A 19,345-nucleotide genomic window follows, 5' to 3' on the forward strand; every position below is an offset into this window, starting at 1 on the left:
AATTTCACTATATTCTTGCTACTCCAACCATCCTCCAGACAACATCAACTAAAGAAAACTTAATATTTTCTCTCTAAAATATTGTAATAACAATTCAGCCTCTGCTTCTGTTGATAAAGATTGATCAAAAACCAATCCCATCATGTGATTCAGATGACTACTACGAACCAATAAATTAAACTGTTCAGGACGATTATAATTCCATAGTCCTACCTTATTTCCGCTGAGCTTAATTAAGTTCTCAATCAAATAATCGGCACAAGAAAGTAAACCGCGTGAGGACTCCAGATTGTATTGATTAAAAATAAATTGCGGTTGTATATACTCCGAATGAGCCGCATCTTCGCTACGTAAAGGATATTGAAAACGCTCAATCAGTTGAAGCACTTGCATCTGAGTATTTTTAAGTGCTTGTGTTGAGGCACATTCCTTTTTGACTTCAAAAAGGAATGGAACACTATCCGCATAATATCCGATCATTTCTGGATCATTTAATCGACCTCGATTTGATTTCACCATACTAATATAAATCTTATTGTGCTTATTTACCTCAGCCAAAGTAAGACAAAAGACATGGAAATAAAAAGTATAAAGGGAAATACTATGTCGTCGACAAAATGCATGTACCCTTTCTGAATCTTCATGAGGTAACAGTTGATAAACTACCCCGCCAACATAATTTACTGTTTGTGGTGGCTTAATGAAATGCAGTGGTTCCATCTGCTGATTAATTTCACTATAGTAACGATGATATTCTGCTTTATTAATCTCATACAGCATCGCTTCTTGATGATAATCATGCAGATAATTGTTTTTCTGGAGATGAAATTCCGAGCTATTGTTTTTCGCAATATATGCCTCTTCCAACCTCTTAAAAAATAATTCTGCACCAACACCATCTGCAATTAGATGATGAAAACGAATTAATAAAATCGATTTCTCATGATCCTCACAATGAACCAAATAACAACGAAATAAAGGGGCCTGTGTTATGTCAATTGGATCGACTAATAATCCTCCTATAGTTTCACAAATATTTTTCGCATTGATCACGAGCACTTCGTTGCTTGCTTTTGGATTAAAATTCCATTTAAGTGCTCCATTATCCTCAATAAAAAAGACTTGTAGTGCGGGAGTATCGCTAATCACTTTATTGATTGCTTGATTAAGGCGATCGATTTCCACCCCCCCATCAACTTCTTTGAATACAGGAACATAATAAGGAGTTCTATCAGGATGCCCTTTAAATAATGACCATAAATTGCTCTGCATTACTGACGCATCATATAAAGCTAAGGGCGTCTCTTTAACAAAATGAGCATTATTTTGTTCCTGGGTTTTTAAGGTATTCACCCAAGCATCTAATAAGGTATTCGCTAATGCATCATCTATCCGATCACGTCGATATTTCAAATTTAACTCTAAGCTTTGGGCTTTTAACAAAACTTTAAATGACAATAAACGGGGTTCATCGCCCCATAAATAATTTTGGATATTGCCATTTTTTAACGCTTTTATTTGTAAGTGAGTATTAATATTTAGATCGCTACTCCGTTGAAAATCAAATGAAATCATAGGGGTAGCCAAGCCCAACTCTTTGAATACAGGAATATGGAAATATTGTTTTTCATGTAAGGAAAATATTTGTTGTTGTAATCGCTCCGCGAGACTAAAGATATTCGCATCGCGAGCACCCACTAACAGAACATCATTCGATGTGTCTCCAAAAACTGTAGCAAAGTCCCCATTTTCTCTGCCTGAGAAAAATACGATGATTCCTTGCTTGTCTTGCTTAAATTTATCGAACAACATAGTAAACAGATTTGCTAAAATGTAGTTACTCAATGAAAGTCTATTCTGTTCAATTAATGCCAAAGATGAATTTATGTCTTTAAGGGTAATATTTGCATGAATCACCCCTGATTCTTGAGGAAGCTTTGTCTCAATCGCTAACGGAACGCCTATAGAAACTCCTTGTAACTGCTGCGACCAAAAAGTTTCAATTTCGCCATCAAAACGATTTAAAACCTGATCCCATTGCCAACTGACATAATCACTGTAGTTAATTACCTCATCCTCAAATTGCTCATCTTCATAATGGGCAATTACTTCTTTGATAAAGGATGTTGCCGTATGACCATCACAAATTAAATGATGGAAAACAAGCAACCAGCGATAGTTGTCCTTTCCATCTCGGATTAAACAGGTTCTGAGCAAGGGGGCTTTATTCAGATTAAACGGCATATTCAAAAAATCAGTAACCTGTTGCTCATCATATTTATCAAATAACTCTAGAGCGAGCGAACAATCATCATGCACATGCTGATTGACCTGATGTAAAATTTCATGAAAACTGCAACGTAAAATATCATGTCGCTTCAACACAAATGACAAGGCATGCTGCAATTTATCTGCTGATAATTTACCTGTAATTGCAAGCTCCATAGGAATCTGGTAGGCCAGACTTTGGGGGGAGTTTTGGATAAAATTCCAAATTTCCTGCTGTTGTAACGATAAAGGAAACGTATGTCTGCTTTGATAAACAGGAGCATGAACTACGCTGTTATCGTACTCGTTATCTCGAGACTGCTCTCGTAATTTTAGCGCCAACTCTTGCGCAGAAGCATAGTTAAACACATCCAGTGCTGAAATATGAGTATTGGGATACCTATGATTGATTTTATAGATAAGTTGAGTCGCCATAATGGAATCCATACCAAACTCAAACCAATTATCGGTGATCGAGAGTTCTCCCGAAGACAACTTTAGAACGTCCTCGGCAATCCTCTGGATTTTTTCTGCAGTACATAACTTATTATCCAGAGCATTCGCAGAATCATCAGGCAAAGAAGCTATGGGTGCAATAATCAGTGAGGGATCCCTTGAGAAATTATTCACAATTAAATTAGGTTCATTAATTTGCTGTTGAAAAATCATTTGTAATTCTGATTTTAACAACGGAGCAATCCCCTTTTCAGCTAAATAAGAAGTTAATTGCTGTTCATTACGTTTAAATAAGCCGGTGTTTTTAACCGGACCCAAAATTAATGATTGTGCAGGTAGGTTTTTTTGGTGGCGATAGGTGCTCAACGCATGTAAAAATGCATTGGCTGTAGCATATGCCGCTTGTCCTTGATTGCCTAATACCGCACTGAGAGATGAAATGGTAATAAATGCTTTCAGTGGATGACTCAGGGTTGCTTGATGCAAATTCCAAGCACCAATGGCTTTGGCGCCCAGTATCTCTTGAATATCCTCTTTTGTAGTTTTCTGCCAAGGTTTGTCATGCGCAACCCCTGCTGCGTGAACAACCATACCTAAAGGAGGAAAATCCTCAGGAAGCGTCTCTATCAATTGCAAAAGAACGTCATAATCTGCAATATTACATGAATAGTACTTAATTTGAGTTCCTTTAATTTGTTGTTGTACTATTGCTTCACTCCAAATGGGTTCCTGCTCTTTGCGTCCAATCGCAACAATATAACGGGCTCCTAATGCAGATAATGATTCAATGAGCGCTTGCCCCACATCACCACCTGCTCCGGTAACCAAACATGAATAATCGTCACTAATTTTTCGTTCACCGTCAATATGATCTGCTTCCACAGGACTAATATCCTGACGATAAAACACTTCCTGTTCCTTACGTAAAGCCCAATAATTTGCGTCCTTACTGCCAATAAATTGCATTGGATTATTATCTACATCATTTAAGTTGAATTCTAAATAATGAACAGACCATAGTGGGTATTCTTGTTTTACTGATTTCAGTAATGCCAATAGAGAAAGAGCAACCAACGAATCATTCTCCGCAAGCAATAGAACTGGTTTTTCCGGGTGGTGCTGCACTAGGTATTGGACAAAATGGGTAAATGAAGTAGTCTCTGAGATAAGCTGTTCCGGTTTAGACTGACAAAAATAAACAATCCAGCCTGCTTGTTGTAAGAAATTCTCATGAGAATAATCCACAACATTCTTCGCAGGAAGAAAATTAATCGACTTAAATAAAAATAGAGCGTTAGGTTCGACTAAGGTCGTACCACTCAAAAGTACATGCTCATCTTTTAGGCTAATCAAAGGCAAATGAGGCTCTACTTGCAGCCATCGTTCATGATATAAATAAGTCTTCCACATCTCATCGTTTTGAGGGCTATTATTTCCATTTTTTGGAAGCCAATATTCTTTACCACCAAAGGGGTATTTAAGTAATTCTTCATGAACAAAAGATACATGCTTATTCAGCTGCTGCCATTTGATATCCACCCCTCTTAAATAGAAGGTTCCTAATGTTTCCATAATACCAGGCCAGGGATTTTCAGGTTCACTCACCGAAGGTAAAATGATAAAATCATTAACCATCTGTGCTTGAGCTACTAAAATAGGTTTGGGTCCTATTTCTTGGCATAACTCCACTTCATGGGCCACCAAAGTATGAATTCCCTGTAAAAACTCCACGGTTTGCAACATGTGCGCACACCAATATTCCGCAGTAACTTGCCCATCCTGCATTAGTTCGCCGGTCACATTAGAAACAACGGCCATTTTTGCTGGGTGATAGGTAACTTCAGCAGCAATTTTGGCGAATTCATCAACAATCGGTTTCATTAATGGTGAATGGAATGCATGGGAAGTCGCCACCTTTTTACATCGAACTCCATGTTCGTCACAATAATTTTGGCAGGCTAAAATTGCAGCGTCTGTTCCTGAAACTACCGTTTGTACTGGGCCATTTTTTAAAGAAATAACCAAATCATCAAAACGAGAAATCAGCTGCTCTACTTCAGGTCCTGAAGCATTAATAGCTAACATTCCTCCTGAAACAGGTAAGGAGGAAATTAATAGCGCACGTTTACACACCAAATATAAGGCGTCATGAAGAGATAATATCCCCGCAATACTGGCGGCAACATATTCTCCCAAACTATGTCCCAACAACAAATTAGGTTTTAACCCTAAATGTAAGTACCATTGAGCTAAACTATATTCATAAACAAACAGGGTTGGTTGAGCATATAAGGTATTATTAATATCTACATCTGACGGTGTATTTAATAACATGGCCCGTAAATCATAAGGAAGCCATTTTTGGGCAATAGCACAACATTGTTCCAAAACCGCAGCAAACTCAGGGATCGTCTGGTATAAAGACGTAGCTACATTTGGCAACAGACAACCTTGCCCAGTAAATAACCAGGCCAACTGGTTACTTTTCGCAATACTCCCCTCATTCCATTGCTCTTGCTGTAAAGCAGACAGCCAACCAGACTGATCTTTGGCACTAATAAAGGCCCGATAAGGAAAATGGGTTCTTTGAGTCAAGGATTGATGACAGAGCGAAGGAAAATGAATTGCAGAATGCTGTTCACCATAGGTACGATAATTTTGTAGATATTGCTGCAAAATTATCGGTTCTTTGGCACTAACAACCCATAAATGTTCAGGTCGATTAATCTGCTCTTTCTTAGGCTCCTCCATTGGTGTGTTACCTAAAATTATATGTGCGTTGGTGCCGCTAAAACCAAAAGCACTAATCCCTGCATAACGCTCTTCATGTCCCCAAGGTATACTATGTATTGGAATCGACATGGCATCGTGTAGATGCAATTTTGGATTCAACTGATGCAGATTTAAATGCGCAGGGATTTGTCCATATTTAATTGCCAATACCGTTTTAATGAACCCTGCCACACCAGCAGCGGCCTCAAGATGGCCAATACGTGTTTTTACCGAGCTAACATACAAAGGATTAGTACGTTCTTGAGCATAGCTGCGGCGAATTCCTTCCCATTCAATCGGATCCCCTAATTCAGTTCCAGTACCATGTGCTTCAACATGAGTGATTTGCTCAGGTTTTAAGTGAGCCAAATTTAATGCGGTATTAATCACATCCACTTGAGCCGCCAAATTAGGAGCGGTCAAACCGTTACTAGCTCCATCCTGATTCACGGCACTACCGTAAATCACTGCATGAATGCGGTTCCCATCGCTCAGTGCATCACTTAGTTTTTTCAGCACTACAATACCACATCCCTCACCCCGTACATAACCATCCGCACTAATATCAAAAGTGCTGCAAAGATTATGAGGTGAAAGCATGCCACTTTTACAAAAAATAATGCTGCTTTCAGGTGACAGAATTAAATTAACCCCACCGGCAATCGCTAATTCACAATCTCCTGCTTGTAGTGCGCGACTTGCCTGATGGATACAGACTAAAGAAGAAGAGCACGCTGTATCAATAGCCATACAAGGGCCATTAGTTCCTAAGAAATAGGCAATGCGCCCTGCAGAGGTAGCAAAACTAGTGCCTGTGGCCTGATAAGTACCTAATTCGGTTATAGGTACTTGTTTTTGAATTAATTGATCGTAATCATGAGTACTAATGCCGAGATAAATGCCGGTATGTGTACCTTTTAATTCGTTTTCGACTAAACCGGCATCTTCTAATGCATGCCAGGTGGTACTTAATGCCAAACGCTGTTGCGGATCAAGGTATTCTGCCTCACGAGGAGAAATGTTGAAAAATTTTGCGTCAAAGCGTTTTACATCATTTAAGAATCCTCCTTTAGCAGAATACATTTTACCTTTAGTATCGGGCTTGGCATCAAAATACAATCGATTATCCCAATGCGATGGAGGAATAGGTTCAATACTGCCTTCCTCTTTTAACAAACTCTGCCAAAACGCATCAATGCCATTAATATCCTGATAATTTTTCCCAGGTAGGCGGCAATCCATTCCGATAATAGCAATAGGTTCGTAGTTTTTGGATTCTAAACCGTGACTATTAGTCGCTTGATGTTGGGTTAAATGCGCACATAAACTATGGATATTGGGAAACTCCCAGGCTAACCAAGGATCAAGAGTTTGCTCAACGGCTTTTTCCAAATCACTCATCATCGTTACTAATTGGATTGACGTAAGCCCATATTCAGAAAAAGCCCCATTCACATCAATTGCCTCAAAAGGAGTATCTGTCTGAGTAGCAATCCACTCCTTCAGCCACAGTATGAGCTTGTTCTCCATTTCATCTGTATGTATTACCGGAGTATGTTCAATTTGCTCTGTATATTGTCTCATCGATGCTAGTTGTTGAAACTCATCATTCAGATAAGCTTGTTTACAGGCACTGCGTTGAATCTTTCCGCTACTGGTTTTTAATATTTTTTGCGGAGGTATTAAGACAATATCAAATAAACCAATATCCGTAGCTTCAAGAACTGCTTTCTTGATTTTTGCAATAATCTCTCGATATTTGATATCACCAAGCGCTGCTTTAGCTTCAGCGACCAATACGCAAGCTTCACCCGAATTTTGAGTTATTGAAAAAGCTGCGGCACAATGCCGCATCAGGGCGCGATCACTTTGATAGCACACAGCCTCTATATCCTGAGGATAAATATTGCGCCCATTAATAATAATTAAATCTTTTACTCGCCCACAAATTGTTAAACGGCCACCATCATCCAGAAAAGCTAAATCCCCTGTTCTTAAAAAGGGGCCCTCATGAGTACCGGCAGTAAACGCTCCGAATATTTCTTTAGTTTTTTCCTGATTTTTGTAATAACCAGAGGCAACTGAATCGCCCTGAACCCACAATTCACCAACCGTATTAGCAGGGAGCGCCTGCAATGTATTAGGATCAACAATTCGAGCCAAATATTCTTCTGGCACAGGCCCACAACTTACTAACTCGACAGAAGTACCAGGCTCACTATTTTTAGTCTGTGTTACAATACCTTTTTCTAAATCATTTTTGTCAATCTGAAATGTGCACTCCTTAGTCATCCCGACAGAAATACAAAGAGTTGTTTCTGCCATACCATAACCAGGTTTCATCGTGCCCTTTTTAAGATTATAAGGCGCAAGTTTTTGTTCAAAGTGTCGTATCGTTTCCGGTTTAATTGGTTCAGCACCATTGACCGCGCAACGCAGGTGTGAGAAATCAAGTTCTACGGATGATTTTTTGGATGTTAATGCTTTAAGAGCCAAGTCATAAGAAAAATTAGGGGCCATTGAATAAGTTCCCCGCTCCTTACTCATTGTCTCTAGCCAAAAAAATGGGCGTTTTAAAAATGTAAACGGCGCCATAAATACACAGGTTCCGCCAGTGTATAAAGGTAATAAAGTATTTCCAATTAATCCCATATCGTGAAATATAGGAAGCCATGAAACACAGATACTTACCGATTCATGTCCTAAATATTTTTCTAAAAGCTCAAGATTAGCACAAATATTTTTATGAGTTACTACCACTCCTTTAGGTGAGCCTGTAGAACCCGAGGTATATTGTAAAAACGCAATATGGTCTGAACAAACCTCTGGCAACGCGATACTTAAGTTAGATGTCCTCTGCTCTAAGCCATCCACACAAATTAATGTAGTTCCTTCGGGAAATTCAAATTGATTTTCGTCACAATAGCTTTTTACTGCACTGGTTGTAAGAATCAATTGAGCGGAAGAATCCGTAATAATTTTGAATAAGCGTTGTAAATGCCGCACTTGGCGTGGAGGATAGGCGGTGACTGCAATATTACCCGAATACAATACTGCAAGAAAGGATACGATATAATTAATACTGGAATCAAACAACAGCAATATTGGTTTTTGCGTTGTTTGATTTTCGTTAGCGCGTAAAGCCGCTAATTTTTGTGCTAAAGATGAAACTTTTTCTCTGAGTTGTTGGTAAGATAACACCTGACAGCGTTGATAATCAGACTCCAAGAATTTTAAAGCCATTTTTTGCGGTTGGGTTTGTGCGAAATGAAAAATCATACTTAGTAAATTATTTTCGGAAGTCATAATACATACTCACTTGGTGAAATATATGGAATAGAATTTGCCAATAAGGTTAATTATATACCATTAAAAATACATTGTTATTCCAGCTATACTTGATATGAGCCAACACGATTTATTTTGGATTTTTATCATGTCAAAAAAAATCATTAATAATCAAACAATTGCATTGTTTGACTTTGACGGTACGATTACTAAAAAAAGTACTACAACTCCTTTTTTAAAATTCATTAGTGGACACACTTTTTTACTAAAATTGCTTACCAAGCTCCCTTCGCTGATTAGTTATCATTGTCATTTTAGTGAGTTGGATCAATTAAATAACGTCATTGCGCACACCTTTTTTAAAGGCGTGCCTCGTGAACATTTATACCAAGCAGGTGAGCATTTTTCTAATCAAATTATTCCTTCTTTGGTCAAAGAAACTGCTTTGGAACGACTGAAATGGCATCAAGAACAAGGTCACTATTGCATCTTGGCAACTGCGGCGTTTAATGTTTATATCGATTATTGGGCTAACGTTAGTGGCTTTGACGCGATAGTCTCCACGCAAATTGATTTTAATTCGCATGATGTTGCAAGTGGTACAATTCATGGGCAAAGTTGTAACGGTGCAGAGAAATTAACTCGTGTTTTAGAGATCATTGGAAATGAACCCCGTTTAATTTATGCCTACGGTGACAGCTCTGGGGATGCAGAAATGTTAGCCTATGCAACGCATGCGCATTACAGAATATTTAAATAAGCTCGTTGGCTGGGCTTAACTATGTCTCCAGGAATGATTGCGCTTTATAATGCGGCGTTGTCGGCTACTCTAGCCTTCGGTGCTTCATGGCTTCCACACCATCGTTCCAAACGCATGCCGATTCACCAAGCTATTATTGGAGCGATGATGGTTACAGCGTTAATTTTTGCGGCCATGATTATTTTTCAACACCCTATAACAATGTTTCTATTCTTCGCCTTCATTGGTTTTAGTATCACCCGTGTTACGACGACCATGACAATCCATATATCAAACATGTCTCATACGGCCATTCAAGGAGAAGTCATGGGTACTCAAGTAAGTTTACGTACGTTAGGTGATGCTATCATCTGCATTGCAGGTAGTTTTTTAATTGTTGCGTCACTCATTTTACCAATCGTTTTTTGCTGCATTATCGCATTGTATGCTGCCATTTTATGTATGGTCTATTTAAAACCTGCGGGTGTAACTAATCATAAATATCTTAGGCTAACTAGAGTTTTACATTATTGAAACATTTCATGTACACCAGACATTAATGTAGCAAAGGAAAACTAGCGTACACCTCCGTTGATTAAAAACACGCATAGGGATATTATATGCGCATATTGTTTCATTTTTTAACCAAAGGTTTTTCATGCCACAAAACACTTTTAATGCGTCATTTATGTCTCCTCCTGGACAAAATAAAATCACTGATTATTCTGTACTTTATGGTGAGGTGCCTCTCTATTTTACCCCCACATCTGCAACAGCACTCAAAGAACAATTAGCATTTTTTCGCAAAACTTCTGATTTTAGTTTTTTTCAACGTCAATACGAGACGTTATTAGATAATCTTAAAACCTGGTGTGACCGGCATGAGTGTGGCATCTTGCTCAATGATGCACTTACAAACAATGGAGAACCATCTCCTGCCTTTGCGCTCCTCAAAAACTATTTATTTGGAGCGAATCATTATTTTGAGGAGAATGAGGCTGCATTCTTTAATGAAGGCAAAAAGAACCTGGAAGAATTATGTTTGTTATTGAAAAACGAGCACATTCCGCTTGATGGAAAACTCAAGGTACTCAGGGAGCTACAAACAGGTTTGAATGTATGTGCCGATGGAATCCAAACCAACATTCGCAATGCAACAAATGAGTTAAAAGCCCATTTGGGTATCAATGAGGCTTTGCAACAAATTAAAACAGAATTCATTCAGCAGCATGCACTTCCAACAATACAATCTCTATTTGGCGACAATCAAGATTATGAGGCTTTTGAGATTCACTATGTCAATGCCTATTACAATCACGTCGCTAAAGACTTTGGATTATCTGAGCAAGATGACAGCTACATTCCTGCCGCAGAGAGAAATATTACTCCTTTTAACCGACTGCATTTCAAAAAGAGATTACAGGAACAATTCACGCCCTATAGAATGCTGGGGCTTTTACTCGTTAAACTTCGAGATGATTGGACTAGGTTGCATGCGGAACTGAGCGACAAACTGAAAGAACTTAGAACCAACTGGAACACGATAACAAATCCTGAACTGCTCCAAATAATGGGCCAAAACGCTTTATTTTCTCAAGAACAAATCCTCTTTACCAATGCACTGGAACAATGGAACCAAAAATATGGGGCATTAATTACACTGAGCTTTTATGATTTGAGTGAAGTTGACGACAATGGTGTGATTGTTCTCCATGATTTACCCACCTTAACCACGCTCCTGGAACCCCAAATCATTAAAAAATTTAGCCAACAGTACCTAGAGGCTGGCAACCAGTTCCGTCTGCAAATTGAACCCAATCTCACCCTCTGTGCTCATCATGGCCTGCTTTGGTGTGAACGCACGCAAATACCGGAAGTCATCACGCTGGAGCACGTCAAAAAGATCAATCCAGAACACTTATCATTGGAAGAACAAGTTCAATATTGCTTTGTATTGAATCAATTATTTGAACAACTTCCAGAGGAACGAGTCGAACTGTCACACAGAGTACATGCTTTAGATAAACCACTTCTTGACCTGATCTGGGAGCAGGAATTAATTGATTGCATCTTGCATTTAGATTTCCGGCAACAAGGACGTCTTCTGAATCGCTACGCCCAGGAAAATCAACCGGGCGCACAGAAACTGATAACTCGTTATCCCGATAAACTATTAAGCTATTTATGTGCGCTACATGTATATCCAGAGCACGATAGATCCTTTGAGTCCCTATTCAACATACACTATCATTGTGAAGGTATAGGAGAAACAACCCTACTCGGATATGCCGTGCATGCGTACTATTGGGGACTTATTGAGAAGCTGGCCGAGTATGATTGGTTTACAACAAAACATCTCTTAACCCCAATCCATTATAAAACCCATCGTGAAGTTAATTTGCTCTGGATTCTCGTTCTAGAACAACGGTGGGAGCTATTGGATGAACTGATCGCCCATAATTTAATTACTGAAACACAACTTGCCTCCCGCCCTCTGAATGAGGAAAGTGGCCTGAAGGGAACTAATGTACTGCATTTATTAGGTAAATATCAGCAATGGGATACCATTGAAAAACTTTTATTGCGCGGGTGTACTGCAGAATTACTCACTCCTACAGGACTCGAAGGAGTCAATCTATTATGGATTTTAGCAACCAAACAGAAATGGAATTTAATTAAAATTCTGGTAGAGCGCGACTTAATTAGCTCCACGATGCTGGCGGCTATGCCTACGGTCAGTAATTTTCAGAGGATGAACGTACTGTCTCTATTAGGTTACTCTAAGCAATGGGAGCTGCTTAAACAATTATTCAATCGGAAGGAATTAATTACCACGGAATTACTCGAACCTACTCCACTCCAGGGAATCAATCAAGGAATTAATTTATTATGGATTTTAGTAAACAATCGGAAATGGGATTTAATTAACATTCTGGTAGAGCGCGACTTAATTAGCCCCACCATACTGGCAGCTATGCCTACGGTCGGTGATTTTCAGGGGATGAATGTGCTGTCTCTATTAGGTTGCTCGAAGCAATGGGAACTGCTTAAACAATTATTCAACCAGAACGAATTAATTACCACAGAATTACTCGAACCTAGAGCACTCCAGGGAGTCAATCAAGGAATTAATTTATTATGGATTTTAGCAAACAATCGGAAATGGGATTTAATTAGCCTTCTTGTAGAGCACGACTTAATTAGCCCCACCATGCTGGCAGCTATGCCTACGGTCGGTGATTCTATGGGACGGAATGTATTGTACCTATTCGCTCTCAATAAGCAATGGGAGCTTCTTGAACAATTATTAAACAGATACGAATTCATTACCAGGGAATTACTCACTCCCTCAGCACACAAAGGAGTTAATTTATTATGGGTTTTAACAAAAAATCAGAAATGGGATTTAATTAACATTCTTCTACAGAAAAACTTAATTAGCTCCCCCATGCTGGCGGCTACATCTATGGACGCTAATCCTTCTCAGGGGAGCAAAGCCCTGCATCGATTGGTTTATCATCAGCAATGGGAGCTGCTTAAAAAATTATTTAACCAGGAAGGATTAATTACTACGGAATTGCTCACGTCTACAGAGTCCACAGGAGTTAATGCGGGACTTAATCTATTATGGATTTTAGCAAACCATCAGCAATGGGGTTTAATTAACATTGTTGTACAGCACGACTTAATTAATCAGCCCATGCTGGCAGTTAAGCTTATGGAGGGTAATATTCAGGGGATAAACGTGCTGTATCAATTAGGCATCTATAAGCAATGGGATACACTTCAAACATTATTCAACCGGGAAGGATTAATTACTGTGGAATTACTCGAGCCTACCTCACTCGTAGGAATCACTCGAGGAACCAATCTATTATGGATTTTAGCAAAAAGAGAGAAATGGGATTTAATTAACATGCTTTTACTGAAAGGCTTAATTAAAGCCCCCATGCTGGCAGCTATGTCTTTTGAAGGAGTGCAACAAGGAATTAGTGTGCTGTATCTATGCGCTCAAGGGCAGAAATGGGATATCATCAAAGAGCTGCTATCGCAAAAGATAATTACCTCAGAATTGTTAGCCCCCCTAACACAAGGAGGGGAAAATCAAGGAACTGATGTACTCACGCTCTTAATTAATGCGCAACAATGGGCTTTAATTGACACTCTTTTGCAACAAAATTTGCTCACCGCAGAACAGAAACACCTCATTCCGGAGGAAAACAACTTATTAAGTACCAACACTCAATACACCCCAGCCTTCTTTAATGTAGTCAATAATAATGAATTCAAACGCAAAACTATGGATGAACAGGATGAAAGTTCTGATGAGCCTAACTTAAAAAAATCTAAACCTTAATGAGCAATCACACAGAGTGAGGGAAGGCTTTAACCATATTCCTAGCCACCTCACAAAAGTAGCCATCGCGCTCTGGTACAAACGTATCGGTTGCAAAGGGAGTAAAATGAATGGAGCCTCGGCATAATTTTTGTATGGGACAATCGGCACAATAAATGCTAACGTTTTTGGCGAAATTGCTTTTCATTGTTTCAATTAAAGGCTGATTTAGTTTGATTTGTCCCTCGCTAATATTACCGATAATTATTTTATCGGCTCCTTTTGCCTTTGAGGTAGCGTAAGTGATTGTCATCGCAACAAAACCATCTGGAAGCCAAACAAAAGGGATTTCCATTTTGTGTAGCAAGCCATTACGAAAGTAGGATTCGCCTTGTATTTCCAGATTGACTCCAAGCTCCTCGGACAGCTCATAAGCTTTTTGCATCGACTCCACGTACGCTTGCACATCTGCTTGGGATACCGAATTAAGTTTATTATCCCCAAAATCGCAAGTGGGTGCGCACATGAGCTTATTTATTTGTAAGGATGCACAGGTTTGCACTAATTCAGGGATGTAAGCTACATTTTCTTTATGAATGGTAGCGCGGATTTTCACTGATTCGTTTGCATCGGTTAGTCCTTTGATCGTATTGATTACTTCATCATTCACTACAGTTTTAGAATTCTTGCGAAATCTTAAGTTCCCAGAGGCTCCATCATAAGAGATCTGAAAATCAATGTTTTTAGACAGCAGATTATTAAATACATGTTGATTAAAAATGGAATTGGTCATTAAATATTGCTGGCAATCTATATCCTCATCAATAAAGAAATTCACCGCAGCAAGAAGTGCATTTTGATTGACGGTAGGCTCACCACCAAAATAAACAACCTGAAATTTTTGGCTAGCACCTAAGCCACGCGATTTTAAGTGAGCTTTAATGATATCAAGGGTCAATTCTTCTGGCATATGTTCATTATTTTTATGCACGTAATTAAAACAATATTTGCAATGGATATTGCATAAATTAGTAAGCGTCAGCCAGATGTAATTATTTTGGCTGAGCTCGCCGAAAGAAAATGGGAGCTCTGTAGTGTTCATAGCACCACCTTACGTAGATAGTTTCCGTGATAATTTAATAGCGGATAAAGAATAATAGGTTCCTGTTTGGCGTTTACATAACGGCATTGGTGATAAATATTGTAGTTATAAGCCAGACTCTTCTGAGGTTCAATGGGCACATTAATAATAAGATGGTCGATGTTAGTATGAAGCGGTTTAGGAAGTTCTTTTCTGTAATCCATTGACTCATCAAAAGAATAACTGGTGCCATGTCCCACAAAGGATTCAAGTACATCCAAGAATAAATAGGCGATACTTTCCTTTTGACCTGCGATTAAGCAAGGTTCGTTTTGATGAGCCGCTAAGAGTTGTACCCCTCGCGTTTGCAGATCATAACTAGAACCATTTTCTTGTACACTAAAAAGCCCTGCGTGGCATCGGTCATTAATTATTTTAGGCTCCAGGTTAAACGTCTCATTAAAAAACTTTTCTAATTGAGTGTAGAGCCACCAGCGTTTATAAAGACAAAAGTTCATGGAAGCAAAAATCCATTGCTTGTATTCTTCCGCCTGGTCACAGTCGTTTTTTACTCCACAAAAACCTTGATTAATCTCATCTTCACTGGCTAATTTATTGAAAAAACTATAGTCCGCAATCTCAAAGAACCAGCGGTCAAAAATAATCTTAGGAAAACATTCACTACCTGTATGAATCCATGCTAATAGGTCCACTTCTTCAGCAGAATCCTCCCAAGAATGATGCATCAGTCTTAATTCCAACGTATTGGTGATTTGTTTGATGTCTTCAACTAAATCGTCTATGGGGAGATCGATATAAAGCTTATCGAGGTCAAGCGGAAAAACCTTATTTAAAAAGCGAGCATTATTTAAAGACAGATGACTAACCCCCTGCTTAACTCCCTCAATTAAATACTCCTCTTCAGAAAAAGGAGCTTTTTCTAAGCTAAGGCAAAAGTCGAGCAACGCCTGTCCCAATTTAGGGATTTCCTTTTTCCTCACTTGATTGATTTGGAAGACTAAAAAGCCACAACCTGGGTCACGTAATACACAAGGCATCAGAATGCTGTCCTGGGACTCACTTTTGATTAAAATCCCATTCGGCATTTTATTGATTTTCATCATTGCTTCGGGAAATAAATGAACCTGATGAGTGGCACCCAAAAAATGGGCGATTTTACCCACACACTCCTGAACCACCGTGCTATAAAAATATTCATTCAAGTCCGTCCTTGAATGAATATTGATTTGCTTTTTCATTTATTGCAATGAAGGCGAATTCGGTTGCTCTGTGAGCTCGAGCACACGATCAAGGAGCTTGCCGGTTGCACTTCTAAATGAAAAACCTTTATCGTACTTAGGATTATCTTCCATAACTGTTTTAAGCGAGTTAGAGTCGTGTCCCGGCTCCCCTTGTAGTACAGATAACGCTTCATTTAACACAGCCCGCTTTTGCTCGCGCGTACCACCAGGCTGCCCTTTTCCTTCCATTGAGCGTAACTGCGCTTGAATATCTACAATTAATTGCTCTTCTGGGCTACGCTTCATTTGTTGATAGCTTTGTTTATAATTAGAGCTGTAATCCGTGGGGGGATCATCTTGAATATGGGAGGTCATGATAGTTCCCTTTAAAAGTCCATATTCTTTAATGTTAGGCCAAAAATTGTCCTCTTGCAAAAATCACACCCTCCTATTAACTTGCGTAAAAACCTAACAGAATGAAAAATTGGTTAAAATTTTTTTAAATTAATTATGCGTAGGCATCAAGATAATCTTGTAATGTCTGGCTTCAATGGGGTTAAATCAAAGTGCGCACTACGATGTTCTATTCTATTTTAAGTATAAGTCAATCCTCTGGGGTTCTTGGGGGATGGACAAAAAACGAGCCACCCATGAGGTCCAAGAGTTACTTTCTGCGGCGTTTTTGGGTACCAATTCTTCCATGTATGCCACCCGTTGGTGAGTAAAACGTCCTTGGTTCCTCATTTTGTAAAATGAATAATTCCAGTATGCGGCACATATGCGTGTCTTTAGCTCAATAAGCATACTGTCTTCACGACTGGGGCGAATGATATTAGCACATTATTGATGTATAAATAATCAATAAACGTCATAAAATCGTCAAGCTTAATCTGGAATAAAGGTCTATATTTAAATTAAAGACTTATACTTTTTAAGAGGCATTCATGGATGAGCAAATATTAGATTCACTTTTCAGCGAAAAAGCTCGCATTGAACGAGCCATTTCTGATGAACTTGGTGAAAACGAGATACGAGAAATACAAAGTGAAGAATTAGAATTATTAAATACCATTCTTCAAGAATTAAAAAAGGAAGAGTCAACCCGTGATCTTTCCTGGGAAAAAAATAACTTGTTTTATGCAATTTCTCTTCTTAATCATAACATTAGATTCTATCCTACATTATTAGGCCTTAGATCCTCGTTAACTTGGATTGATAAAGCGCTTCGCAATAAAGAAACGCTTACCTCTATCCAAAAAGCAGAAATGGAAGATGTTAAGATCGATTCATTACTTAAACACACCAATACATTAATTCATATTGTTGATGGGGAATAATTAAAATACAGCGACGCTGCCACGCGAAACTCCATAAAATTGGTTCCTATAACAGGAAAGTTCAATAGCGTAAAAAAATGCAATCACAGATAGCTTATAGGAACACAAGTCAGATAATGAATATATTTTGATAAGATTTCGCAAAGAACCAACAAATATTGTGCACTGCAAAAAATAGCGACCTATAATCTATGTGATTTTTGTACTTTGTGAGTTGTATATGAACATCAATGAGATAAAAACGTACTTCCCCGGGAAATCATACTCGACTCCCGAATTAGAAAAATTACTTGCCACTCAAGACAACGAACTTTCGGAAGTAATGGTAAAACTCGGAGGCAAACACTTTGTCGATGAAATTAAATCAACTGACAATTTCTTTGAAAATTTAGGAGTTAGCCACAGAAATATTTTATGCACGCCAGAAGCCACAATGGACTGGTGGATGGAACATTCCGGAACGGACGTTATTGCATTACAAGGAGCCATTGCCTATGATAAATTGATGATGAACCAAGAGCCTTTACGCGAAATGGATCGACTAATCTTGGTTGCTAATATAACCGATACCCCCGCCCCTCATATTGGCTATTCGGTAATTAGTCATTTACAAAAACGGCATGAGCAGTTTATCTGCCCTTCGGTAATCGCCCTCACGGGAGAAGGATGCTCCGGTTTCATCTCCGGTCTACGCGAGGCGGAGCTTTATCTCCATAAATATCCTCAGGCACGTGTCGTTGTATTAACGGTAGAAATGATGGCAACCCCACTGTTAAACCCGTGGCTGCAAAGTGAGTTAATTGCCTATAGCAAAACAGTATCTTCCGAACAAATGGCCGGTTTATCATGTAAACTACTTGGATTAGCAATACAACGTTATCTTTTTGGTGAGGGCTGTGCTGCTGCTCTATGCTCCAATGAGCAGGGAGGATTAAATTTCAGTCATTTTCATAAATGGTCTAATTTAGCTCCAGATGACATCCATCTTTTGGAGGTTATTGGTTTAGGGACTAAAACTCCACCTCATTTACCGCCTTTTGGTTTTTTCTATCAACAACCGCACAGACTGGTGGCTAGATTATTTCAAAATTATCTACCCAAAGTATTAACGGTTCTTTCTGATATCACCTTAAGTGACTTCAATATGGCAATTCATACTGGTTCAAGTAAAATATTAGATAATATCAAACATAATCTGGATCTTCCTGAGTATCAAGTCGCGCCCTCGCGCGCTGTTTTAAACAACTATGGGAATATGAACGCAACTACGGGAGCGACCATACTTGCTAATCTTATGGAGACCTCCCCTGATAAACCTACGTTGGCTTTATTTTTTGGCCTAGGTTTTGCATTACAGCTAGCCTATTGATATCAATCTTGATGTGATTAAGGCACGAAGTTTATTTCGTGCCTTTTGCTTTATGGCTAAACTTCTTAAATTATTTTATGGGGTATATGCGGGTTTATTATGTTCCAAGTCGTGTTGAACATCAAAATCTAACTTGAATCCAAGTTCTCGGCTCAAAACTTTTAATAAAAAGGGAAGTGTACTATTTTTTTCCTCTAACAAAGGTTCTGAGGAATTACCTTCAATTTTATTTTTGGCTGCAAGGTAGTTTATTGCTTCACTACTCATTAATTCTCAGCAATTCCCGCCATTAAAAAATATCCAGTAAATTAGCGGCTCATAGGTGCTCTAGGAATTAATTTTTCGTAGACTATCGCCACACTATTATTTTACTTAGGAAATCAGTTGGGATTTGTACGGAAACATTTGTCTGCAGATGGATTACACACGATAGTGAAACACAGTCTGCTTCGAGAACA

At 38.8% G+C, this 19,345-nt stretch carries 10 protein-coding genes; 5 read left to right on the forward strand and 5 right to left on the reverse strand.

Annotation, left to right across the window (positions count from 1 at the left end):
• Window positions 1-48 precede the first annotated feature (48 nt).
• Window positions 49-8,802 (reverse strand): SDR family NAD(P)-dependent oxidoreductase, encoded by an 8,754-nt coding sequence (locus tag ACQY7T_RS12320; RefSeq protein WP_428413809.1) that lies wholly within the window; start codon window positions 8,800-8,802, stop codon window positions 49-51.
• 130 nt (window positions 8,803-8,932) lie between these two features.
• Between ACQY7T_RS12320 and ACQY7T_RS12325 the strand changes: the two genes are divergently transcribed.
• The 3 genes from ACQY7T_RS12325 (at window position 8,933) to ACQY7T_RS12335 (ending at window position 13,880) form a co-directional block, all read left to right on the forward strand.
• The gene (locus ACQY7T_RS12325; protein ID WP_428413810.1) at window positions 8,933-9,544 is read left to right on the forward strand and encodes an HAD-IB family hydrolase; all 612 of its coding nucleotides are present in this window, start codon (window positions 8,933-8,935) and stop codon (window positions 9,542-9,544) included.
• Between the two features lie 21 nt (window positions 9,545-9,565).
• Window positions 9,566-10,057, forward strand: coding sequence for a hypothetical protein (locus ACQY7T_RS12330; protein ID WP_428413811.1), 492 nt, complete (start codon window positions 9,566-9,568; stop codon window positions 10,055-10,057).
• 124 nt (window positions 10,058-10,181) lie between these two features.
• Entirely contained in the window at window positions 10,182-13,880 is a 3,699-nt protein-coding gene (locus ACQY7T_RS12335) for a hypothetical protein (protein WP_428413812.1), read from the forward strand.
• Between the two features lie 7 nt (window positions 13,881-13,887).
• Here the strand turns inward: ACQY7T_RS12335 and ACQY7T_RS12340 are convergent, their stop codons facing one another.
• Genes ACQY7T_RS12340 through ACQY7T_RS12350 form a run of 3 tightly spaced genes read right to left on the reverse strand, consistent with a single transcriptional unit; the run spans window position 13,888 to window position 16,556 of the window.
• Window positions 13,888-14,961, reverse strand: a complete 1,074-nt coding sequence (locus ACQY7T_RS12340; RefSeq protein WP_428413813.1) for a radical SAM protein — start codon at window positions 14,959-14,961, stop codon at window positions 13,888-13,890.
• Window positions 14,958-16,163 (reverse strand): hypothetical protein, encoded by a 1,206-nt coding sequence (locus ACQY7T_RS12345; protein ID WP_428413814.1) that lies wholly within the window; start codon window positions 16,161-16,163, stop codon window positions 14,958-14,960. The genes ACQY7T_RS12340 and ACQY7T_RS12345 overlap by 4 nt, the downstream gene beginning before the upstream one ends.
• Before the next feature lie 36 nt (window positions 16,164-16,199).
• Entirely contained in the window at window positions 16,200-16,556 is a 357-nt protein-coding gene (locus ACQY7T_RS12350; RefSeq protein ID WP_428413815.1) for a hypothetical protein, read from the reverse strand.
• A gap of 569 nt (window positions 16,557-17,125) precedes the next feature.
• Here ACQY7T_RS12350 and ACQY7T_RS12355 point away from each other — a divergent pair.
• Both ACQY7T_RS12355 and ACQY7T_RS12360 read left to right on the forward strand, forming a co-directional pair.
• A complete protein-coding gene (locus ACQY7T_RS12355; RefSeq protein ID WP_428413816.1) occupies window positions 17,126-17,518 on the forward strand; it encodes a hypothetical protein in 393 nt (130 codons plus the stop codon).
• A gap of 220 nt (window positions 17,519-17,738) precedes the next feature.
• Window positions 17,739-18,887, forward strand: a complete 1,149-nt coding sequence (locus tag ACQY7T_RS12360; protein ID WP_428413817.1) for a hypothetical protein — start codon at window positions 17,739-17,741, stop codon at window positions 18,885-18,887.
• A 75-nt stretch (window positions 18,888-18,962) separates the two neighbouring features.
• Here the strand turns inward: ACQY7T_RS12360 and ACQY7T_RS12365 are convergent, their stop codons facing one another.
• Window positions 18,963-19,154: a hypothetical protein gene (locus ACQY7T_RS12365; protein ID WP_428413818.1), complete on the reverse strand. Its 192-nt coding sequence runs from the start codon at window positions 19,152-19,154 to the stop codon at window positions 18,963-18,965.
• Window positions 19,155-19,345: the final 191 nt, after the last annotated feature.

This window comes from Legionella sp. (assembly GCF_965140895.1).
Lineage (GTDB): Bacteria > Pseudomonadota > Gammaproteobacteria > Legionellales > Legionellaceae > Legionella.

Bases quoted from the DNA above. Each gene is read 5' to 3' on its own strand.
- ACQY7T_RS12320 (WP_428413809.1), bottom strand. From the start codon at position 8,802: ATGACTTCCGAAAATAATTTACTAAGTATGATTTTTCATTTCGCACAA.
- ACQY7T_RS12325 (WP_428413810.1), top strand. From the start codon at position 8,933: ATGTCAAAAAAAATCATTAATAATCAAACAATTGCATTGTTTGACTTT.
- ACQY7T_RS12330 (WP_428413811.1), top strand. From the start codon at position 9,566: ATGTCTCCAGGAATGATTGCGCTTTATAATGCGGCGTTGTCGGCTACT.
- ACQY7T_RS12335 (WP_428413812.1), top strand. From the start codon at position 10,182: ATGCCACAAAACACTTTTAATGCGTCATTTATGTCTCCTCCTGGACAA.
- ACQY7T_RS12340 (WP_428413813.1), bottom strand. From the start codon at position 14,961: ATGAACACTACAGAGCTCCCATTTTCTTTCGGCGAGCTCAGCCAAAAT.
- ACQY7T_RS12350 (WP_428413815.1), bottom strand. From the start codon at position 16,556: ATGACCTCCCATATTCAAGATGATCCCCCCACGGATTACAGCTCTAAT.
- ACQY7T_RS12355 (WP_428413816.1), top strand. From the start codon at position 17,126: ATGGATGAGCAAATATTAGATTCACTTTTCAGCGAAAAAGCTCGCATT.
- ACQY7T_RS12360 (WP_428413817.1), top strand. From the start codon at position 17,739: ATGAACATCAATGAGATAAAAACGTACTTCCCCGGGAAATCATACTCG.
- ACQY7T_RS12365 (WP_428413818.1), bottom strand. From the start codon at position 19,154: ATGAGTAGTGAAGCAATAAACTACCTTGCAGCCAAAAATAAAATTGAA.